Origin of the sequence: Moorena sp. SIO3E8, from assembly GCF_010692445.1 — a bacterium.
Lineage (GTDB): Bacteria > Cyanobacteriota > Cyanobacteriia > Cyanobacteriales > Coleofasciculaceae > Moorena > Moorena bouillonii.
Window position 1 is genome coordinate 1 of record NZ_JAAHHM010000111.1, and the last position, 21301, is coordinate 21301.

Annotated in this window: 21 protein-coding genes; 7 read left to right on the top strand and 14 right to left on the bottom strand. The window is 43.9% G+C overall.

Going from position 1 to position 21301, the window contains the following annotated elements; genetic code table 11:
• Positions 1-85: 85 nt before the first annotated feature.
• Complete coding sequence (locus tag F6K46_RS29965) at positions 86-1117, bottom strand: DUF87 domain-containing protein (RefSeq protein ID WP_293064507.1); 1032 nt, start codon at positions 1115-1117, stop codon at positions 86-88.
• A 7-nt stretch (positions 1118-1124) separates the two neighbouring features.
• Complete coding sequence (locus F6K46_RS29970; RefSeq protein ID WP_293064509.1) at positions 1125-2099, bottom strand: site-specific DNA-methyltransferase; 975 nt, start codon at positions 2097-2099, stop codon at positions 1125-1127.
• A 54-nt stretch (positions 2100-2153) separates the two neighbouring features.
• Here F6K46_RS29970 and F6K46_RS29975 point away from each other — a divergent pair, with 54 nt between their 5' ends.
• Positions 2154-2342: an SCO5389 family protein gene (locus F6K46_RS29975; protein WP_293064511.1), complete on the top strand. Its 189-nt coding sequence runs from the start codon at positions 2154-2156 to the stop codon at positions 2340-2342.
• 1056 nt (positions 2343-3398) lie between these two features.
• Positions 3399-3791 (top strand): SCO5389 family protein, encoded by a 393-nt coding sequence (locus tag F6K46_RS29980; RefSeq protein WP_293064513.1) that lies wholly within the window; start codon positions 3399-3401, stop codon positions 3789-3791.
• Positions 3792-3919: 128 nt separating this feature from the next.
• Here the strand turns inward: F6K46_RS29980 and F6K46_RS29985 are convergent, their stop codons facing one another.
• Entirely contained in the window at positions 3920-5572 is a 1653-nt protein-coding gene (locus F6K46_RS29985) for an SLBB domain-containing protein (RefSeq protein ID WP_293117640.1), read from the bottom strand.
• A gap of 936 nt (positions 5573-6508) precedes the next feature.
• Between F6K46_RS29985 and F6K46_RS29990 the strand changes: the two genes are divergently transcribed.
• Positions 6509-7474, top strand: coding sequence for a GDP-mannose 4,6-dehydratase (locus tag F6K46_RS29990; protein WP_075904439.1), 966 nt, complete (start codon positions 6509-6511; stop codon positions 7472-7474).
• 156 nt (positions 7475-7630) lie between these two features.
• Here the strand turns inward: F6K46_RS29990 and F6K46_RS29995 are convergent, their stop codons facing one another.
• The 6 genes from F6K46_RS29995 to psbQ all read right to left on the bottom strand — a co-directional run bounded on the left by F6K46_RS29995 (position 7631) and on the right by psbQ (position 13284).
• Positions 7631-9115: a peptidoglycan DD-metalloendopeptidase family protein gene (locus tag F6K46_RS29995; protein ID WP_293064518.1), complete on the bottom strand. Its 1485-nt coding sequence runs from the start codon at positions 9113-9115 to the stop codon at positions 7631-7633.
• A gap of 10 nt (positions 9116-9125) precedes the next feature.
• The gene (locus F6K46_RS30000) at positions 9126-9416 is read right to left on the bottom strand and encodes a hypothetical protein (RefSeq protein WP_293064521.1); all 291 of its coding nucleotides are present in this window, start codon (positions 9414-9416) and stop codon (positions 9126-9128) included.
• A gap of 204 nt (positions 9417-9620) precedes the next feature.
• Positions 9621-10451, bottom strand: a complete 831-nt coding sequence (locus F6K46_RS30005) for a biotin--[acetyl-CoA-carboxylase] ligase (RefSeq protein ID WP_293064524.1) — start codon at positions 10449-10451, stop codon at positions 9621-9623.
• 29 nt (positions 10452-10480) lie between these two features.
• On the bottom strand, positions 10481-11197 hold the full coding sequence (locus F6K46_RS30010; RefSeq protein WP_293064527.1) for a hypothetical protein: 717 nt from the start codon (positions 11195-11197) through the stop codon (positions 10481-10483).
• Positions 11198-11430: 233 nt separating this feature from the next.
• A complete protein-coding gene (locus tag F6K46_RS30015) occupies positions 11431-12567 on the bottom strand; it encodes an FAD-dependent oxidoreductase (RefSeq protein ID WP_293064530.1) in 1137 nt (378 codons plus the stop codon).
• A 249-nt stretch (positions 12568-12816) separates the two neighbouring features.
• Complete coding sequence (gene psbQ, locus F6K46_RS30020) at positions 12817-13284, bottom strand: photosystem II protein PsbQ (RefSeq protein ID WP_293117643.1); 468 nt, start codon at positions 13282-13284, stop codon at positions 12817-12819.
• A gap of 778 nt (positions 13285-14062) precedes the next feature.
• Between psbQ and F6K46_RS30025 the strand changes: the two genes are divergently transcribed.
• Positions 14063-14602 (top strand): PEP-CTERM sorting domain-containing protein, encoded by a 540-nt coding sequence (locus F6K46_RS30025; protein WP_293064534.1) that lies wholly within the window; start codon positions 14063-14065, stop codon positions 14600-14602.
• 353 nt (positions 14603-14955) lie between these two features.
• Positions 14956-15162: a DUF433 domain-containing protein gene (locus F6K46_RS30030; RefSeq protein WP_293064537.1), complete on the top strand. Its 207-nt coding sequence runs from the start codon at positions 14956-14958 to the stop codon at positions 15160-15162.
• 21 nt (positions 15163-15183) lie between these two features.
• Here the strand turns inward: F6K46_RS30030 and F6K46_RS30035 are convergent, their stop codons facing one another.
• The 4 genes from F6K46_RS30035 to F6K46_RS30050 form a co-directional block, all read right to left on the bottom strand.
• A complete protein-coding gene (locus tag F6K46_RS30035) occupies positions 15184-16029 on the bottom strand; it encodes an alpha/beta fold hydrolase (protein WP_293064540.1) in 846 nt (281 codons plus the stop codon).
• A 202-nt stretch (positions 16030-16231) separates the two neighbouring features.
• Positions 16232-16444 (bottom strand): mannan-binding lectin, encoded by a 213-nt coding sequence (locus tag F6K46_RS30040; protein ID WP_366510807.1) that lies wholly within the window; start codon positions 16442-16444, stop codon positions 16232-16234.
• The gene (gene bcmE, locus F6K46_RS30045; protein WP_366510809.1) at positions 16362-17285 is read right to left on the bottom strand and encodes a thiamine pyridinylase; all 924 of its coding nucleotides are present in this window, start codon (positions 17283-17285) and stop codon (positions 16362-16364) included. Before bcmE ends, F6K46_RS30040 begins: the two co-directional genes overlap by 83 nt.
• Positions 17286-17648: 363 nt before the next feature.
• Entirely contained in the window at positions 17649-18161 is a 513-nt protein-coding gene (locus F6K46_RS30050) for a hypothetical protein (protein ID WP_293064545.1), read from the bottom strand.
• Between the two features lie 218 nt (positions 18162-18379).
• Between F6K46_RS30050 and F6K46_RS30055 the strand changes: the two genes are divergently transcribed.
• Both F6K46_RS30055 and F6K46_RS30060 read left to right on the top strand, forming a co-directional pair.
• Positions 18380-18796, top strand: coding sequence for a hypothetical protein (locus F6K46_RS30055; protein ID WP_293064548.1), 417 nt, complete (start codon positions 18380-18382; stop codon positions 18794-18796).
• A gap of 35 nt (positions 18797-18831) precedes the next feature.
• Entirely contained in the window at positions 18832-18957 is a 126-nt protein-coding gene (locus F6K46_RS30060; RefSeq protein ID WP_293064551.1) for a hypothetical protein, read from the top strand.
• Positions 18958-19012: 55 nt separating this feature from the next.
• On the opposite strand, the gene cobJ is transcribed toward F6K46_RS30060, so the two are convergent.
• Positions 19013-20917: a precorrin-3B C(17)-methyltransferase gene (gene cobJ / locus F6K46_RS30065; protein ID WP_366510808.1), complete on the bottom strand. Its 1905-nt coding sequence runs from the start codon at positions 20915-20917 to the stop codon at positions 19013-19015.
• Positions 20918-21301 lie beyond the last annotated feature (384 nt).

Below are 21301 nucleotides of genomic sequence, written 5' to 3' on the forward strand. Positions count from 1 at the left end.
CAGAACTGATTGGGGCAGCAGTTCCAGAGCTTCAAAGCTATTTGGGATAGCTGGCGGTTTGATTTCCATGGTTCTACACTACTACTCATCCTTCCCTTTTTGTCAACCCCATCACCTGAATGCTTACAAAAAAGTTAACCTTCATTTCTAAGAAACCAGGTTTAGGCACGGTCGAATATCGAACTGTGCTATTCTGGTACAAATCAAAAATCGCTGTGCCTTTATCCTGTAAGTTTGGATTAGCATATTCACCATTTATATCAAAAATTATTTGTCCGATTGGGTATTTAGGATTGTTGTCATCAGTAAAAGGTTTAAGAACTTCCTCTGGGCTTTCGGTTTCTTTATCTAGTTGAAGTAGAGCATTATCACTCATCTCCACACAAGATTGAATGATTTTCTTGACAGTATTCGATTTGCCTGTTCTCGTCATACCAAATAAGGCTGTCCGCTTGCCTGCAAAGTCTGGAGCTTGAACATAAACAGGCACGTCTTCTTCGGTTTGCTGAAAGCGACGGCTAGAACTATAACGAACCTTTCCAATTTTGATATCTCCTGAGCGGCCAGGTAATCCATGTTCTCGGTAGTTTACAATTTTTTTCAAATAATTAGGTGAGGGTTTGATTACCGAATAGTTGTGTGCACTGTAAAAGTTTTCTAAGTCTGCGCCAAAGCAGGTTTGATCTTGCTCATCAATGTAAAATGAACCTAAAACCGAGCATTCTAGACCACTAAACGAAAATTCGTAGCGCGTAAATGTATCTAGTTGCGATCGCTGGTTCGTACCTGTGCGAATATCATCTTTATAGTACTCAACCATGCTGCTAATAACTTCCTGGTCAGTGGGCAGTCTTGTTGGTTGAACTACGCGAAGGAGAATTGCTTCATAGTTTTTAGAATCATCAAGCTCATTGTCGTAATAAGCAAGAAGAAAACATCCTTGAGGAATACCTTTAGCTCTCTGTTTCCAGGCATCAGCTACTAAAATCTCTGCTCGACTGTACGTGAGGCGAAACGGACGACCAACAAAAACACCCGTGTCCCATACAACATCTTCACCTTCTCCCTTACGCTTAAAGAGATTAATATCTGTGAGTTGTCTGCTGATACTCTTCATAAGATTGCTAAGTTAGGTTTTTCAAAGCTGGATCTTCAAAACGGATTTTTGACTGTTCTACATATTCTTCCCTAGTGTCAATAGCTATCCACCTCCGACCAAGGCGCGCAGCTGCATAGCCAGTTGTGTTACTACCAGCAAATGGATCTAGCACCCAATCTTCGCGGTCTGTAAGATATTGAATGAAAAAAGCGGCTAGTCCCATCTGCATACGTGCAGGATGAGGGTGCTTTATCCCTCTTTCCTTACAGGTTCTTGTAAAGAAATCATTAGAGATGCTGTTTGACAGTGAAAAGGCATTGAAAGGATCTGGTAAGCGAACTTGACGCTTAGAGTCCATACTTTCCAATTCCAAAAAGTTATGGGCAATTGAACCACCGCAATCTTGCAGAAAGCCGGTCTCCCTGATATTGTGTCCAGATGGTCGTTTACCAGCGTTAAAATTACCCCTATTTAGTAATTTAAGCATTGAATTACTGTATGGACGCAAGACTTTGGAATTATCAGCTTTTGGGAAATCAGATTTTGCTATCCACCAAATATTGGTAAAACTATCTACAGTCCTAATCCGGTTAACTGTTACCCATTGGGCAGGAGATGGTAATCGAGAAGGGTTATAACAAACAAATTGCTGAATAAGGCGTAATCCAGCTTGATTATTTTCGACAAAATTCATTAAAGACTTTATGGGCAGCAAAGATTGAACAGGTCGTTTGGATTCCCAGCCATTACCCATCTCAATTACAATGGAGCCGTCTTCAGTCAACATTTCGGCAAATATAGGAGCTAAGCTAGCAAACCACTCAAGATATTCATCCCCTGTCATATTCCCATAACTTTTCTTCTTATTGAGCGGAAAAGGTGGCGAAGTGAGAATGAGTTGAATCTTTCCTCGTAGTTTACGAAGGGCTCGATAACTTAATATTTCCTCACTATTGCCAACATAGTATCGACCTGATTTCTTCCTCTGCTCTAATCGCACTAAGCACTATCCTTTAGCTATATATTATACCAATTCTTAAAAGTATGACTACAGATGCAGATGGCCAGATCGGGAGATGAAGCGGAATGGGTAGAGCATTCGGTACCACCACCAACTGAGCAAGATCGAGCCCAGCTATTGCGGATGATCGGTGGGGATGCGATTCGTGGTGCAGTCGAAGGTTATTTTGGGATCAAGTTAGCCTTTCAAAACTGCTACAAAACCGCTATATTTCGTCGATAAGCCTTAGAATCACCCGCTTATTAGGACTTTATTTGTATTCGCAGTCAAATTCTGAATCAGACACGAGAACTGATCGATTCTTAAAACTGAACCAGAGACTCTAGCTACTAGAGCCGGCGTTGCTGATTCTGGGTATGATTTTGCCCCCCTAGCCCCCCAATTTTGCGGTGCGACCCAAGGCCGGGTTTACTCGCCATTGGAAAGCGCACCACCGGGTCAAACAGCTTTAATGAGATGCACCCAACCGGGATTGATGATCGTGATATTTTTGGCATTATGGAAGTAGCTCCTATTTAGGTGGGAGAAAAACCGCGCTGGTTGTGATTAATGGCTATTGCCAGCGCGGTTATTAGTATCGGTCTTCACTTTCTATAGTATAGATAATTCTTCGAAAAAATGCAAGGGTTAATAAAATTAATTTACATTTATTTACAAATAAAATACTTGGCATTTTTTAGGATCAATTATGTGTAACTTTACAGTATTTTTTATTTTTAGTAAGCAGGTAACCGGGAAGAGGTAATATAAAAAAATCAGTTTATATGATATAAAAGCTAAGCTTGTTTCCATTAAAATTGGATATTAATCAGTTATAAAAAAACGTCAAACCCTATCTCCACACGACTGCATCAAGACACTGACATGCACCCGATGGCAATCGAGAAAGGTTATAACAAACAAATTACTGAATAAGGCGTAATCCAGCTTAATTATTTTCTACAAAATTCATTAAAGACTTTATGGGGAGCAAGGATTAAACAGGTCGTTTGGCTTACCAGCCATTACCCATCTCAATTACACTGAAGCCGTCTTCAGTCAACATTTCGGCAAACCGCTGTATAGATGTAGATGGTCAGATGGGGAGATGACATTGATCTGTAGCCGTAATTTCCAGAATTGCTACAACCAGCATTGTAATATTTCTTTACTAAAAATGATTATTATTAACAATAAAAATAATCATTATCACCATATACTGTTCCCTGGGAGGTTCAGCCAACTAAGTGTGAACCTCTGATAACTATTTTGTTCATTAGGGATATTCAGGAAAAGCCTATGTCACTGAACATTACTCCAGAGCTCTTGAAGCAGGCACAGGAGGGTGAGGTTAATCAAGAAGCTTTTATTGACAGCATTAGGCAATCGTTACCTTATGCCTTTGGAATTGTGGAAGACCTGGCCAAGCGCTTGGCACAGGGTGAAGCGGAATGGGTAGAGCATTCGGTACCACCACCAACTGAACAAGATCGAGCCCAGCTATTGCGGATGATAGGTGGGGATGCGATTCGTGGTGCAGTCGAACGTTATTTCGGCATCAAGTTAGCCTTTCAAAACTGCCACAAAACCGCTATATTTCGTCCAGAAGCTTTAGAATCACCCGCTTATCAGGACTTTATTTCTATTAGGAGTCAAATTCTGAACCAGACACCAGAACTGATCGATTGTTAAAACTTAGCCAGAGGCTCTAGCTACTATAGCCTCTGGTTAAAATAGACATCATTTCATCAGACTGATCTCTCAACTCCGTAGTTAAAGACTAACCTGATATACCCATCAAGCAATGTTAGTCAACCACTCTAGTTATTATTGAATAGAAGATTAAATAATCTAATTGGTAATTCAATCAGGGAGAAAATACCACTAGCAGGTCTAGCAATCCTTTCGACGTTGTCCGCAGTTTGTGCTGCACCATCCCGTTTAACAATAATCACATCATTAGGCTGCAAGGTGGGATTGGTTTCCTCGTTAACTGGAGCGGTAAAATCGATTTGAATGTCTCTTTTTTCAACTGTGCCATTGCGATTCAGGCGAACTAATTCAACAGAACCCTTTTCAGCACGAACGTCATCAAATCCCCCAGCGGCAAGCAAGGCTTCATTAAGAGGAGCATTGGGCTTGACTTCGATATTACCAGGTCGTTGAACTTGACCAACCACATTGACCGCGATGGCAGCAGCAGAAAGGTTGGAATCTGCTAATGCCAATGCTACCTCTGGAGCAATTTCGTCAGCTTTGGTGACAAGAATTGTATCTCCCTCCTTTAAGAGGATATCCTGAGTTAGGTCACCCTGTCGCAACAATTGCCAAAAATCCAAGGCAATTTCTTGTTGTGTACCCCCTTGGGTCAAACGTCGCACTTTAACCTGGCGAACATTAGCGTCTTGGGTAATGCCTCCAGCGATCGCGATCGCTTGGGTTACAGTTGGTGGTGCATTGGTGCTACGGATATCAGCACTACCGATGTTAATGTTATTATTACCCAGAGTTTCTCCCTTGACCACATAAGCTCCTGGGTTAACCACTTCCCCTACCACAGCCACTTGAATGGGACGGCTGGCATTAGCTGCAAAACTGGCATTGGATAATTGACGGGTTTCCTCTGGGTTGATAGCAGTAGTAGTTCGGAGCAAGATTTCATCCCCATCCCGCAAGGTAACATCCTGCCTGATATCACTTCTATTAATCAATTGCTGGAGATTGATATAATAAGTATTGCGCTGCCCAGAGCTTTCACGACGCCGGAGTTCTACTTGCTTAACGTCTGCTGTTAGGGTAGCTCCCCCAGCCAAATTAATTGCTTGAGTCAGGGAGGGAAATTGCTGTCCTTCATTCAGACCCATGGTGTAGGCTCCAGGGCGACTCACTTCCCCAGCTACTGAAATTTTTAAAGGACGGGCTTTGACCAGACCCAAAGAAACGACTGGGCGTTTGATGTAAACAGAGAAGGCACTGGTAACGAGTTCGCTAGCTTGATCGAGGGTTTTTCCCCTTACAACGACACTACCAATCAAGGGTAGGTTCAGGGAACCGTTCACCAGTACTTGATACTGACCACTGTATTCATCAACATCAAAGATATTCATGGTCAGAACATCTCCAGCATCAAGGGTATAAGCTCTATCTGGTGGTAAAGAGTTACGCACAGGGGGTGTGGCGGCTGATACGGTGTTACCCTGATTCACCTCAATGAAGTCAGCAATGGATGGTGGAGCTGGTACCTCGATCGGGGATGTTGAAGCTGGTACCTCGATCGGGGATGGTGGAGCTGGTACTTTGATTGAAGGAATTTGAGCTAGGGTAGGTGTAGGTAGGGTAATAGCGGAAACCACCAGTAAGCTTACACCCACCACTGGTCTAGTCAATCGTGGTTGTAGACTACTGTGATTCTTAGCAATTTGGCTTAATATATCAAGGGGTCTTTTTTTCCCTGGGTTAATTGTATTGATCATAAACATATTGACTCTTGCTAGATAAAGACACACTAAATTGTTCAGAAAATCCGGAATATGTTGTCACTCAAGCCACGTCACGACTGTGTTTAGGGTTGTTTAGGGTTCATTGACGCTTCCCTTGGCCTGTCATTTGTAATTGGTTATTGGTTATTGGTGAGCTTGATCTGGTCTAGGGTTTCATCTCTTCATCGGCAAGCTATAGGTAAAGCGCACTCACTACTATGACGTCTCTGATTGTGGTTGGGATTTGATAACAATTGACCACTGACAATTGGTGAACACATAGATTAGCCTGGTAGAGGGACATTGTTAAAGAGCCGTTATCGGTTTGTTCTACTTAGAGGATACTCGTAGCTGGAAAGTTCCCCATCGAACCAACTGCTGGTATATGTAATTAGTCATAGTTAATTATTAATACCCACATAATAGCACTGACGCTAATCTGTTTCCCTTTGTCAACTCTAAGTTAGCAGGTTATACTTGACTAGTAGCTTGCCATTCATCAAGGCAGAAGGGTGTCTTATTTTTTTTGGTGACGATTTAAAATAGAACCAAAGTTATTTAATAAAACAATAGACTTCGTCGCCGTTGTCGGAAACAGGTAACAGAGAATAATAATTAATGAAAACAGTATCAACAAAATAGTTTGTCAACAATAGTTATAATTTAAATAATTATAAGTTATGCTCTTATCGTTTGAATTCCCTAGGGAATTCACTTAATCTTATCTATATTTAGAGCTTGCCTCCCGTTTATATATTGCCGACCATAACCTTAATCTTTCACTCATAATCTATCTATTTAGATCTATCCCTATTTATAGTTATATTTATCGATATTCTTCTTTATTCATTGTACACTGCGATTCTTGATATCTAACATGGATAGTTAATCCTATCATGACATGAATCGTTTATTTTCTGAGAAAAGTTAATGAAAAAGGCACTGGTTTGTGGAGTATCTGGTCAGGATGGAGCCTATTTAGCGAAATTGCTTTTAGACAAAGGCTATACTGTCTGTGGCACGTCACGGGATGCTCAAATGTCTTCCTTTAGGAACTTGGTGTATTTGGGTATCCGAGACCAAATTAAATTGGAATCAATGACACTCACGGATTTTCGTAGTGTATTGCAAGTGCTGACAAAATTCCAACCCTATGAAGTTTACAACTTGGCTGGGCAAAGTTCAGTGGGTTTGTCTTTTGGACAACCGGTAGAAACCCTAGAAAGCATAGCAACTGGCACGATTAATTTATTAGAGGCAATTCGCTTTACTGGTGCTCCCATTAAACTCTATAACGCTGGTTCTAGTGAGTGCTTTGGGGATACTGGAGAAAAAGCCGCTGATGAACAGACTCCCTTTCGTCCCAGAAGTCCCTATGGTGTTGCTAAAGCAGCAGCGTTTTGGGAAGTAGCTAACTACCGTGAAGCCTATGGGTTATTTGCCTGCTCTGGTATTTTATTTAATCATGAGTCTCCCCTACGACCAGAACGATTTGTGACCCAAAAAATTGTTAGTGCTGCTTGTCGGATTGCTAACGGTAGTAAAGAGAAGCTTCGTTTGGGCAATATGGCAATTAAGCGTGACTGGGGTTGGGCTCCTGAATATGTTCAAGGAATGTATTTAATGCTACAGCAAGACCAGCCAGATGATTATGTAATAGCGACAGGAGAGAGTTATAAATTAGAAGATTTCGTGGCAACGGCGTTTGCTACACTTGACTTGGACTGGCAAGAGCATGTGGTGACCGATAGCAACTTATTCCGACCGACTGATTTGGCTTTAGGGAAATCTAACCCAGCTAAGGCAAGGGATAAGTTAGGCTGGCAAGCCCAATACAAAATGCCGGATGTGGTGCGAATGATGGTGGAAGCTCGGTGGGAAAGTTTGTCTAAATAAAGGCTTGCATGGTTGCATGCAAAGGGTGAAGGGTAAAGGGTAAAGGGTAAAGGGTGAAGGGTGACAAGGGACTGGAGACTGAGATGGTGATATAACTGGTGCTGCTGATATAACTCTGTCCCCATCACCCCATCACCCCATCACCCCATCAGCAGCCTAAAATCCTCGTAGGGAAAAGGAGGTATTTTGGGCTACTTGTAGGGCTTGGACTAGTTGACCTAAAGAATATTTCAAATGGGAGCCAGCATCCACTGCTACCCAGCCTTGGGGAGTGGCATGCCGCCATTCAAAGTGTAGGTGGGGACCAGTAGAATTACCGGTGCTGCCAACGCGCCCAATTACAGTTCCTTTTTGTACCCATTCCCCAGGTTGGACGAAGATTTCTGATAGGTGAGCGTAGCGGCTTTCTTGGGTACCTTCCTCATGGCGCACCATAACGGTCAAACCGTAGCCACCTAAGAAGTCAGCTGTTACTACTTCACCATCAGCGGCAGCAACAACTGGAGTACCTAGGGGTGCTGCTATATCTGTACCAGCGTGGAAACGGCGATTACCGGAAATCGGATGAATCCGCCAGCCGAATAGGGAGCTAATGGCAGAAGGAATGGTTACGGGGAACACAAAGCTGGATTGCCTGAAATTGGCCAATCCTGAGGGTCGTTGGGTGAGATTGTAGTAGGCTAAGGCTGTAGGAAGTTTACGGACAGACCTATTCCGCCGAGCAACGCTAATCCCACGAGGAACCCATTTAGCTGGACGACTCTTGACAGGTTTAACCCGATTAAATCTGACTGGTTGAACTGAATTATATCTGACTGGTCGAACGGGATTATATCTAGCAGTTTGAGTACCAATTACTCGTGGTCTGGGTAATTGAGTTACTCTACCGTTCCGTCTACCTCCAGTGATAGCAATTGGTTGACGCCTCGGGGCAACACCACAATTCCCCCTGAGTTGCCCATTTCTGGCTACAGTCCGACAACCCCTTGACCGTTCAGTTAAAACAACTGCCGAGGGGGGAGTGTACCGTTTAGTGGCACCAACATTGTAGTTTGTGCGGTCAATATAGCTATTTTTAGCAGCCGCTTTTGGAACTCTAGGCTGTAATGCTACTGGATTGAGCTTGACTTTCGGTGGCTTGGCTACAGTGGCTTTAGCTGGTACAGAGAATTGGGTTCTACGCTGTACTGGTTTGACTGCGATCGCTTTTCTTGGGACAGATTTCCTAGCTGGTGGAGCAATAGGTTTCTTGACCTTGATAGCCACGGAGGGAGCTACTGATTTCCGGGCAGCTTTTGGTGCTCGTGGGGCAATGGGTTTAGTGACCTTAGTTGCTGCTACTGGTTTTGAAGGAGCTTTTGCTGGGGCTGGTTTTGCCACTGGCACAGCTGGCACCGGAAAAGAGGTTGGGGCTGTAGGTTTAGGCAAAGCAGCAATAAGAGTTGGATCAAATCCTGCTTCCGTTATAGATTTGGTAGTCGTGTTTACTGATACAGCTTCTATGGGTGACTGAGTTTTTGCCACAACCATACCGCTGCTGAGGACACCAATACTACTCATCACACTCAGTCCATGGATGAGTTTTGGGCATCGGTAGAAAATGCTATACAGGGTGCTACCAGGGGAGTTTTCTTTGGTCATTTACGACTCACTAAATAATTACTACACAGTTATACTCGCTCGGCTCAGCCATCAGCCATAATTCCGGCGTTGCGTCAGTCTTGGAATGAATAGGAGTAGACTGGGCATCCTGCCCGCCCGGAAACTGTAACAGGCAAGATGCCTGTGTCTTGATGCAGTCGCTCATGGGGGAAACCCCCAAGACCGCGCTGCATCGCTTCCACGCCTGATGCCCATTCCACAGGTGCGAAACTGTAACAGGCAAGATGCCTGTGTCTTGATGCAGTCGCTCATGGGGGAAACCCCCAAGACCGCGCTGCATCGCTTCCACGCCTGATGCCCATTCCACAGGTCCGACCCAAGGCCGCGAGGGATTGCTCGCGGCCTTGGAGGCGCGCACCTAATCTTAAAATCATTCCATTATTAAGCAACGCCATAATTGCTGTTTTGTTGATTAGTTGATTAACCTTGATCGCTGTTTGTTAATGGTTAACCTTTAACATTTGACCCTTAACCATAAGAGTTCTCAACAACTACGATAGCCAAGACTGATTGTACCGGGCTTGAGCAAAATTTCTTTTGGGGTCGGAGTATCGTGTAGATGCACTCGCAGTTCGCCCCTAGGGGTTACCCCTGTTATGATGCCTGGATTTCCTTCTACCATGACCTGGCTTCCTTGATAATTGAATAGCGCTAGATATCGTGGTAGCAAACTATTCATTCCTTCCTCTGACCAGAGTTGATATCCGGACAGTAGTCCTTGTAAAACAATGGCAGCCAGCATTTCTATAGACGTCACAGTGGGAGAGGGCTGGGGTTGCCAAAATGAGCGCAAATTGATGCCAGATTCCGGCACCTGATTGCTCCAGTTGATTCCGACACCCACGACTGCTTTGGTAATTTGAGCCTGTTGGACACGGGTTTGTGTTAGAATACCTCCGAGTTTACGTCCCTTAAGCAGTAGGTCATTGGGCCACTTCACAGACACTGGTATGGCGTAAGCTCTCAAAGCTGTAGCAATTCCCCAAGCACTACACATGGTTAGCTGGGCGCTGTCCAATGCCTGTAACTTGGGAGCTAAAGCTAATGATAAGTAGAGTCCACCTTTTGGAGATTGCCATTGTCGTCCCCACTGTCCCCGCCCTGCTGTCTGTTGACCAGCAATAACCATGGCGGGGACTGTTGCACCTTGGTTGAGCAATTCCCAAAGGGTTTGGTTGGTGGATGGGAGAGTGTCAAAGACCTGTAGGGGAATTGGTGGCAATTGCCCCATGCCTGGGGAGTTGAGGGGCAACTGTTCCCTTACTGCTTCCAGAGCAATTTCAAACGCTTGTTGATTAAATGAGCTCTCATGCATTTAACTGATAAGCTCACGTAAATGAGTATTTAGGGTGAAGGACATTTATCTCGGCAATAGACTTCTAGAGATTTAATTGTGGCTGAGTCGCGATAGTTCTGGGTTTGGTTATATTCTTTCAATGGTGAAGCATAAAGGCCAGAAAACTGATTATTAGTATCATTGACGTTTACTCCGATGCGGAAGGCTATATCTTCTGATAGGTTGGCAAAATTGACGTATTCCCTCGACTCACTGGCATAGTTAAAGGACAAGGTAGCGTCACCGTAGGCTTCCTCAGCTAGTTTGATGGGTGTGCCAGGGCCAACACCTTTGCTGGTGCGATAGTTAGGATTTGTGGTAAATAACACTTCCATTACGGTTGAATTACCCATAGGTGTTCCCATCGGGTAAAGAATATAGTATTGGGGTTGTCCTGATTGGATAACTGCGATCGCATCGAAACCGACAATAAACGGTGACTTCACCTCAAATTTTGCTTTATCCCCTAGGGATTGTTTTAACTGTCCCAAGGTCATTCCCAACTTAGCCGGTCCAATTCCTTTAGCAGAGATAGTAAAGGCAACTGATGCCGGAGGAGACAGTTTGGCTGTGGACTTTGAACTGCCAGATTTAGATGTGTCCTCTAAATTAGGCGGGGTTGGCATCGGTTGGGGACTTGTTGTTGTCTTAGGTGGTGGAGTCGGCGACTCGCCACAGCTCATCAGCACCATCAGCAAACTCGTGATTAACCATCGAGATTTCATCAAAAATTCACGGCTGGATACTCCCCTGACACCCCATTGGGGTTAAACGTGAGAGGTTGCGCCGCGCCTCCTACAAAGATCAGTTCATGAACATTCAACCTATATATTTTAATTGATCGGTGTTTTTTGAAGATTGACGGTTAACTGTGAAATGTCAAGATTAACTCTCAACAAAAACATGCTTGTGCGCTCTTACCATTAAGAATTAAATTCGCCACGGGTCGCACCTCTAGCTATTTTCCTGATCCAATTATTTCTTCGCGAATTAGTTGTGCTGTAGCCGGAGCGAGGAGTACACCATTGCGATAATGACCTGTTGCTAACCAAACATTATTGTAACCAGACAGTTGATCAATGACAGGGGCAGGTCGTCCTTCTGGACGAGGGCGTAACCCGTACCATGTGTGGATAATCTCTGCTGTGGCTAGAGGAGGGCAATATGCGATCGCATTCTGTCTGACCACCTCCAGTAACCCTGGTTGTGCTTCTACATTACCTGCATCATCGGGAAACTCAACTGTTGCGCCCACCCAGTAGTCTTGCTTACCCACTGGCAAAATATGAACATCATCACGAGTAATCACCGGCTGAAAATCTTCATATCCCATTGGCTGAGGGAGCCGCAATTTTAAGGCTTGTCCCAGTACTGGTTTCAGAGTCACAGGTAGATCTTGACTAACTTGCTTATCTGGTGCTTGGAGCATCTTAATCAGCCCAGATGAACCCAACCCAGCAGCCACTACTAGCCAATCTATTTCTAGGGTTCCAGCATCAGTATAGATTTGGGAGCAATTGAGAGAATTGTTGAGATCGGAACCTATAGATTCAAATGCTTTTACTGTGATTCCAAAATTAAACCTAACTCCATTGGCCTCAGCACCAGCCACTAATACTTGGGTTAGGGCAGTTGGATCAATTTGTAGGTCTTGGGGAGAATAGATTCCAGCAATAAATTTATCTTGACTTAGCTGAGGACAACGGTGCTTAACTTGGGGAACATCCCAAATTTCTAATTGCCAACCTTGGGAGAGGCGAGTTTGTACTAGTTTTTCCCAAGACGCCAAGTCCTCTCCAGGCAAACACAGCTTCAAGATACCGTTGCGATTGACTGGAATCTGGTATCCGGTGAGTGCCTCTAATTCAGGAATCAGGGTCTGATAGCGCTGGATACTGGCTTGCCGCAGCTGCCACGCCCTACCCTTGACTTTCTTACTAATGGCACCCATGAGTACCCCTAAAGCAGCACCAGTAGAGCCTTGTGCTGGCAGATGCTGGTCGAGGACAGTGATACTTAGCCCATTTACCCGACTAAGTTCATATGCGATCGCTGCTCCAACGATACCGCATCCAATAATAGCGACTTTACTCACAATTTTATGAAGTTTAAAGTTTAAAGTTTGAATTATGAATTATGAATTATGAAGTGTGAAGTGTTAGTTCCGAAGTGTTAATTATGAATTATGCTTATGGATAAGGTTTTTATTCCACCTTTACACTTCACACTTTACCCTTTACACTTTACCCTTCACACTTTACCCTTTACACTTTACACTTCACACTTTACACTTCACACTTCACACTTCACACTTCATACTTCACACTTCATACTTCATAACTTTTTAACTAGTGGGAATTAGTTCCAAAAAGTTATCAAATTTTTTCAACGCTGCTGCGTAGTTTTTGATTGCTAGCTGGGAGTTGCGCTCTACAGAAGCTTCGTCAATTTTAACCAAAGATTTCAACAATTCTTCAGCCGCTTCCTTGGCAGCTTTCTGGTCTTTGGGAAGGAGTTGACCACTCAGATAGTTACTGCTGAGCCCTAGATCTCCTAACGGACCATGGATAAATGAACTGACATCTACCCAGTTTTCGTCTTGAATGTTGGCTTCGAGAACTGGCATTTTCTCGCGAAGCTCAAGCACTCTAGTAGCACTTGTCTGGATTTGGGCAATTTTTTCAGGGGTGTAGGTAGGAGCTGTGGTTGCACTTGGGCTACCACAGCTGACCAAAAAGGTCATCACCATTGCCAGAATCACAGTCAGAATAGACCGATAACTTCTCATCATCATTGTTTGTTCGCTAGCCAACCGATCGGGAAAACTATTTAAGGTTCGTCACGTACTATAACCCAATATTGGTCACATCAAACGCAAAGTTGAATACCCAATAGGGCAGCTTGACCACTGATTGTGTCGAAGTTTACCTACCCAAGCACTACTTTCAGCAATATCTTGGTTGGCGAAATACTAATCAAATCACGAGCTGCTTAGAGGATATCTGAAAAGTTTTTTGATACTGAATTTTGCCCCCCTAGCCCCCCAATTCTGGGGGGAACAAGAATCTATTTGCTGGTAAAAGTCCCCCAAAATTGGGGGATTTAGGGGGCTTATATGTAGCAAATGAGACTTATCAGACAACCTCTTAGGTAGACGCTGCTGGGAGTATGTCAACTTTATAATTAGGACTATATTCAGGAAGATACTCTAACTCTAAATGAATATTCGGCAGTTTTTATTATTATTTTTATAATCTGCTTTTTTGTGTAAACTTGCATTGTCTAAAATCATGTTTTTTTTATGTGTTTTTTTAGCAAAATGTTCTTTTTTATTTACCGCTCATACTCATTTATTAACTAGTTCTCAATAAAAGGCTTTTTAAAAAAACTAAATAAGTAATTTCACTCACTTACTGCATCTTAAATTTTATTTCATACATGAGTGTTGTCACTATTGCTATTGCTAGTCAATTTTTATAAATTAATAGAAAAGCAAGTAATTATTTTGCCATAGTTTAGAAGCTACAGGGTGTTTAACAGGTTTTAAATCTACGCAAACTACAAAAACTTGATCCCTTTTACAAAAAAACATGACTAACATTTTAAAAAAGTTATCTTTCGTTGCCACAAGTGCAGTTCTTGGCTTCACTGTCATTCATGCTAATCCTGTTAATGCAGCTTCCATTATTTATGATTTTAAAGTTAGTATAGATTCCGGTTTTTTAGATGGTGAAACCTACTCTGGATTTTTTGAGTTTGATGATTCAGGATTAACGGGAGGAGGTGACGAATTTTTATCAGTATCCAATATCAGTTTTGACTTTGATGGTGTTAACTACACTGAAACTGATGCTTTATCCGATCCTGAAGCTGTATTTTTCGATGGTGATTTCTTAGGGTTGAGTTGGTCAGATGATGAATTCTCTTTTATAGCTGGTTTCTTGGAGCTTAGTGAAGCTTACTTTGCATACGATATTCCTCAAGGAGCTGGTGCAGGAGACATTGCATACACTTTACGTGCAGATACCCCAGTATCTACACCAGTATCTACACCTGAACCAACTGCTCTTTTTAGTTTGTTAGCTTTGGGTGCTACAGGTTGCAGTGGTGTTTTGAAGAAGAGAAAGTAAACATCATTATCAAAAAATACCGGATATTTTTTCAATAAATATCTGATCAAAAATAATGTAGGGATGCTCTATGGAGCGCTAGGGAGGTGACATGCAAGCTACAAGCTTTACTGGGTAATATGTTCAGCCCATCCGTTACTTCAGGCGCGCTTTCTGCATCTAATTATTAAATTCGCGCTTTGGTGCGTGTCTCCCCTTGGAGACACGCACCGCTAGGAGTGGGTTAATGGGAGCAGGGAGCTTTGCAGCAGGGAGCAGCGATGCAGCACTATAGTTGTTAATTATTTTTTCCATTGCAGCCCAGTCTTAGTCTGCTATAAACTGATAATAATAAGACCAAACCTATTGGCAAAATGAGCTATCATAATATTATTACAATCGAACCGGATAAGCGAGGTGGTAAACCTTGTATTCGGCAGATGCGAATAACCGTTTATGACATTTTAGGCTGGCTAGCAGCTGGTATGTCTCACGCCGAAATTGTCGATGACTTTCCAGAATTGACCGAAACGGACATTATAGCTTGTCTAGAATTTGCTGCTGATCGCAACATCGTTTAATTGCCACCGATACTAAACAATTCAAGCTTTGCGTCGTAGAAACGGCACCAGGATTTCACTAATTTCCTTCGACCAATGCTCCTGAGGGTAATGTCCAGCTTCCTCCAGCTTCACTAATTCCCCATTCTTAAGCTGATTAGCAAATTGCTCAGCTTGCTCAACGGGAAGCCAAGGGTCTTTGAGTCCCCAAACAATTAAGGTTGGTTTGTCCCAGTTGCGGAAACCTGATTCAATTTCTGCCATAGACTTGTTCATCTGCATATTCTTGATAGTCGCTACCAGAGAACGTCCAGGATCGGAACTTTTGAGGAAGGGCTTGCGATAGAGATCTAAATAGTTGTCTTCAATGCGATAGCGCGACCCCCCTTCCAGAGTTCGGTCAACTAACAAGGGGTCTTGGGTTAACATATCTCCGATGAATGGCCATCCCCATTGCTGCATCTTGCTGGGTAACTTGGCAGCCGAAGAGACAGGTGTATTTAGAATCACTAGACGCTCAATCTGGTCTGAGTGACGCAAGGCATATTGAAGACCCACTGAGGCGAGAAAGCCTTGGACAACTAAGGAAAATCTTTCGATTTCCAGGTGTTTAAGGAAATCCCCTAAGGCTTCAATGAAAGCATCTGGTGTGTAGGGAAAGTCAAGCCGATCCGGTTTTGCGGATAATCCAGAACCGAGCCAATCTGGTGCGATCGCATCGTAGCCTACTTTAGCTAAATCTGGCATGATCTCACACCAGCAAAAACTCTGGGATGGTAAGCCATGAAGCAGTATTACTGGCACTCCTCTACTATCGCCAACTGCTTTAGCTTCCCGATAGAACCATTCCCAAGACCCGACTTCTATAGATTGTTCACTGATTGACACGGTTGTTTTGCCTTTCCGGTTTTGCTTGTCGTGTTGCAATCCTCATCGATTGGTGAACAATACTTCCGTTGAAAATAGTTCGTCAGTCCTGAGTGCTGAGTTTTGAGTAAGAACTGTGATTGTTCACTTTTGAGATTGGATTGCTATATGAGCTTACCGCTGAGTGGTAATTTAGACAAGTGAGGACTCAGGTGCCAGACTTTTATAGCAATGGGCATGGGTTGCAACCACATACAGATTTCTTTTGTGCAGCTGGGTATGCATTTGTCCACTGACCGTTCCAACCGCCATGGTGGGCACATGTATTTCCACAAATCTCAGGAGCATAAGTGTTATTGATAATAGTTTTTATTGATAATAGTTTTGATAGCTGGATAATCACAGCCGCAAGAATAATTCTGCCTAGCTTGATCACGAATCTTTTTCTTCATTGTCTCTAGCCAGCTACGGCTTTGATCATTCACCTTGAACATAATAATATTCTGACCTTGGATGAGCCGAAACATATCACCATAAAGGGGAAACGATTCCTCAAGAGTCTGGAATACGCTGGGACGAGTGGCCATAAGATACTGGGGATAGGGATGACTTGCATCTGGTCCAATACTTGCAATCATCGTTGTGGAGGCTGCCATCGTATTAGCTAGCTTTACAGCTAGGTCACGTGTCCCCCTCTCTTTAGTTGTAGTATTTACACCAATCAGATCAGCATAGAAAACTTCTGGATAGGATTGATCTTGATCTGATAACGGCATGACCTTGAAGCCAATGTTTTGCCTTGTGTTTTCACTCATGTTTGATATCGCTTCTGTATAGCCCATGAATGCACGTCCCCAACCATTACTAAACCACTCTGCCTGCTGGTAGGGCTGCTGCTTGGGCTCCATAGAATCGGTTGCATTCTCATAGCTTGCCATCCCTAGCAACTCTTGCATGTTCTCTATCGCCTGGGAGTTAAGTTCCGATTTCTCCCAAGGCAATGGGAAGGGATATTGTCCAGTCAAGCTATGGGCAATGTCTAGGTAAAGAGTAGCATTTGTCGTGGCACCAGACATATCAAGCATCATGCCCCGAATATCGGGGGGAATCTCGCTGGTATAGGTGCATGAACCCAAAACATTCTGAATTTCATCTAGTTTCGTTGCATTGGCAATCGCTGCATCCTCTTTGTGATAAAATATAATATTTGCACAGCCAAGCTGGGGAATTGCGTAATACTCCCCATCTACCTTAACCCCATCTATTGCGTAATGAATGCTTCCCCCACCTCGCGTAGCAGGTGGGGGTGTCCGTCTTGATTACAAGGGTTTATCCCTCGCGACAGGCGGCATTCCCGCCGAACACCCAGGACTTTTGCTGGAGTGCTCCCCCAAGTCGTTTCCGCTATGGGGCTTGTATTAGGAACTTTTACCTGGAGTCTGACGTATATAAACCGACTACACAGGATTTATAGGTTTGTTTTCCCTGGCTTTGAGAGGTCGTGCCTCTAGGTTGCTCAGAATCTTGTTCTGTCCTTTGCCGTACCGCTCAAGCTAGATTAATTATAACACAATTTGTCGTTCCTTGACCCCCACCTGAACGTTCGCGCAGCGTGGCCGTAGGCCAGGTGGGGGAATGCGTCACAAAATCTGTTCAACGAAGTCCTCCAAGTTTTTGATTTCACTAGCCTGTATCGGTTCGAGCCAGTTTTGATTGCGAAAGTAGTCGAAAAACATGGCATCGAATACATAAACATCTGCATCTTCAGGAGGATTCTTCGAGTAACCCCCATCCCAATCCTCCGAAGGAACGAAATTCAAGGGAACGTTTGGTTCAACCAAATCCCATTCAGCTTGTATTGCTGTTTGGAATTGCTCAAGCCGAGGAACATATGGATACAGTGCAACCTTTAGCTGTGTAGCCGATGCTTCTCCTATTCCTAGGAGACTGATAGCCAAGAAGAAAATTAGCGTCAAGCTGACATTAATTAGTTTTTCCATCACTACATATTTAGCCCCTTTTTTCCCTCGCCGATCAATCAGGTTCTCAAAATCGATCACTTCCTGCTGAACTTGTTGAGAATCAGTAGCAGGCAGCAGTCCCAAGGATTGCCGAGTTGTTGGAGTTGAGTAACGCGGGGAAATCGAAGCCAATAACCATTGGAAACCTTTATTCTGACATCGCTTCCCATAGCATATTATAAGTTCATTTTTCTTGCGCTTACTCTGGAACACTTGGTTCTGGTATTGATTAAATATTTAACTTATACTACAAAAGTATAAATTTTTATAAATAATTGGGTAGATTTGTATTAGGTTGTAATAAAAAGATACAAATTACGTTACTAGCAGTTAACCATAGGAGATTAGGCGTGAACGCAGCTGAACAAGCCATCGGCTTAGAAGTCACCACCAAAATTGCGGCTGTTGTGAATTTGTTTAAGTCTGAATTCCCTGATGCCAAGGCTGACCTCAAGCCTTGGACAAATGACCCGGAAACCCGAGAACTCGTGGATCCTAACTCTATTGACATTGGCTTTCACTTCCCTGGCTGGAGTAGACGCTTCCAAAGTCGAAGTATTTTGTTACAGATTCGGTTTCATAAAGACCACTTGGATCAATCTGATCGGCTGATTGGTTTGGAAGCGACCGCCTTTAACCATCAAGGAGAAGCTTGGCGACTGTCCACAGTGGAGCGTTGGCAAATTATCGGTAATTGTCAGCCATCAGCTGAGGTGGGGGACAAGCTAAAACATTTCTGTCGTCAGGTGTTTGAGTTGTTTCTCTGATTTAACTTACCGAATCTGGTTTCAACCCAATAACTTTGGCCTTGGCCTTTGGGCCACGCTACGCGAATGGCCATGCTACGCGAACAACCTTCAACCTTGGCCTTGGCCTTTGGGCCACGCTACGCGAATGGCCACGCTACGCGAACAACCTTCAACCTTAAACCTTCAACCTTCAACCCAATAACCTTAAACCCAATAACCTTCAACCCAATAACCTTAAACCTGATATCCCCGTGGTGTAATCATCCAATCCTGATGAATATCAGTGGTTTGATTACCAATCAGCACCATAGTCAGCATATCAATGGGTATCTCCAGCATTTTGTCAAGAGTTGTCAGAGTGATTTTTTCATCCTCTCGATAGGCGGAAACCACAATGGCTACAGGGGTATCAGGTTTACGATGCTTGAGAAATATCCGTTGTGCGATCGCAATCTGCTCAGTGCGATTACGCGATCGCGGATTGTACAACGCAGTCACAAAATCTGCTGCGGCTGAGGCTTCTAGACGCTTTTCGATTACGTCCCAAGGGGTCAATAGGTCACTCAAACTAATGGCACAAAAATCATGCATCAGGGGTGCTCCCACACGAGAGGCAGCAGCTTGTAAGGCTGTAATACCAGGAAATACTTGCACCTGGGGTGTCTTACCATCCCAGCCCCTAGAGCGCAATTCTTCTAGCACTAACCCCGCCATACCATAGATACCGCAGTCACCAGAAGAAACCACTGCTACCGTTAATCCCCACTCAGCCAGTTCAATAGCCCGTTTTGCTCGTTGGGTTTCTTGGGTAATCGGTAATGCTTCGATAATTTGTCCTGGACGTCGCAAGGTTGCAATTAAATTGATATAGAGGGAGTAACCAATCACAGCATCAGCGCTGGATATAGCAGTTTTAGCTGCAGGGGTTATTTGGTCAAGATTTCCCGGACCGATACCCACTAGCAACAGTTTCCCCATACGTCCAGTGTATTCTACTGGGGATTGAGCAATCGCTACAGTTACCGCTCCTACTTGATTCGCTGATTTGACTATTTGTTTGGGAACTAATAAAGGTTGTAAGTTAGTCGCTTGTAGGTTAAAACCTCCAACCTTCAACTCTTTAGCGCTATACAGAGCTGCTGCTTCGGCAACGCTGGGAGTACCAACTTCTTCCGCCACCACATCCGATGGGTTGGGTACGGTTACGGAACGGAGTACCTCAGCTGGGAAAGTGCGTAAGGGCCAATGGCGCTCTTGGCACAATTGGACTATACCGACTTCATCGGCTTTCAGGTCAATAGTCGCAATTCCTGCGATCGCATTTTCTGATAAACCATAGCGCTCACAGGTCTGCCGAATCGCCATTTCAATTAACTGCTTCGATGTCCCTCGCTCACAGCCAATTCCCAACCACAGTACCCGTGGATACCACTGGACGTTTGGTAAATCCGATTCTGGGGCAAATTGCTGGTGGGTGGGACTAATCCAAATCCTGGCTTTGGGTGAGATAGACTCGGATTCAGTTGTAGCGCTATCCTCTGGAAATCCGAAATAGAAAGGATGTCCATCTCTAAGATGAGCTTGCCAAAGAGTGGAACCAGCCTCTTGAATTACCTGTACTATTTCCCCACGGGCAACCACAGCACTGACTCTAGTCCAATCCCCTTCTCCCCGATACCAGCCAAAGGGAATACCTAAGACATCAACTCCAGGTAGACCTAAATCCGCTGCTGCTCCGGTTAAAATAGGCGTTGAGTCCAGTTGGGAAGCAATTAACCGTGTCAGTTGATCTGCCCCCCCTTGATGACCACTACACAAACTAATTACAAAACCTCCCCCTTGATCAACCACCACCACCGCTGGATCACTGGATTTATCGGTTAACAAAGGAGCAATTAAGCGCACCACTGCTCCCGCTGCCAAACAAAACACCAAGGCACGGTGGTTGGACCAAAGGGAGGCAATGTGGTCTTTGAGGGAACCCTTGTAGACAGCAACCTGTTCTAGGGTGCTCAGAGAATTCGGTACCCAAAGGGTTGCACCAGTAGTTTGACAGAGGGGTTGCAGGATTTGAGCCCCAGTAGGAGTGGTAGCGATCGCAGCTAGGGGTTGGAAATTTTCAAAAACCGATGCCATCATGAAAGAAATAAACGTTAACTAGGGCAGATAAAGATACCCTGCTTTACTTTTAAAATAGAATATTTGCGCTTGCTGTTTATCGGTTCCTCGATTACCAAACAAGCCTAAAAATACCACAGCTACTAATAACTGATATACTGACTAACTTAGGGCTATTTTTTTTCAAGAGCTTACAGTTAACTTCTTAATCAATACAAAGCACCTAAAAATCTGATCTAATCCTAATTTATTATTAATTACTTTATGACCATTAAACCCAGGGCTATTTCATTCTAAAAATGCGCTTGAGTGTGTCTAGTCCAAATTGGCAGTATCGCTGTGCTTGAGCCATATTGGAGAAGCCATTGGAGCGATAGATATTCAGCGCAAAATTACGAGCAACTG

What these genes read in the sequence shown, in the direction of transcription:
- F6K46_RS29965 (WP_293064507.1), bottom strand. Translation starts at nt 1,117, where the DNA reads ATGAAGAGTATCAGCAGACAACTCACAGATATTAATCTCTTTAAGCGT.
- F6K46_RS29975 (WP_293064511.1), top strand. Translation starts at nt 2,154, where the DNA reads ATGCAGATGGCCAGATCGGGAGATGAAGCGGAATGGGTAGAGCATTCG.
- F6K46_RS29980 (WP_293064513.1), top strand. Translation starts at nt 3,399, where the DNA reads ATGTCACTGAACATTACTCCAGAGCTCTTGAAGCAGGCACAGGAGGGT.
- F6K46_RS29985 (WP_293117640.1), bottom strand. Translation starts at nt 5,572, where the DNA reads ATGATCAATACAATTAACCCAGGGAAAAAAAGACCCCTTGATATATTA.
- F6K46_RS29990 (WP_075904439.1), top strand. Translation starts at nt 6,509, where the DNA reads ATGAAAAAGGCACTGGTTTGTGGAGTATCTGGTCAGGATGGAGCCTAT.
- F6K46_RS29995 (WP_293064518.1), bottom strand. Translation starts at nt 9,115, where the DNA reads ATGACCAAAGAAAACTCCCCTGGTAGCACCCTGTATAGCATTTTCTAC.
- F6K46_RS30000 (WP_293064521.1), bottom strand. Translation starts at nt 9,416, where the DNA reads ATGCAGCGCGGTCTTGGGGGTTTCCCCCATGAGCGACTGCATCAAGAC.
- F6K46_RS30005 (WP_293064524.1), bottom strand. Translation starts at nt 10,451, where the DNA reads ATGCATGAGAGCTCATTTAATCAACAAGCGTTTGAAATTGCTCTGGAA.
- F6K46_RS30010 (WP_293064527.1), bottom strand. Translation starts at nt 11,197, where the DNA reads ATGAAATCTCGATGGTTAATCACGAGTTTGCTGATGGTGCTGATGAGC.
- F6K46_RS30025 (WP_293064534.1), top strand. Translation starts at nt 14,063, where the DNA reads ATGACTAACATTTTAAAAAAGTTATCTTTCGTTGCCACAAGTGCAGTT.
- F6K46_RS30030 (WP_293064537.1), top strand. Translation starts at nt 14,956, where the DNA reads ATGAGCTATCATAATATTATTACAATCGAACCGGATAAGCGAGGTGGT.
- cobJ (WP_366510808.1), bottom strand. Translation starts at nt 20,917, where the DNA reads ATGATGGCATCGGTTTTTGAAAATTTCCAACCCCTAGCTGCGATCGCT.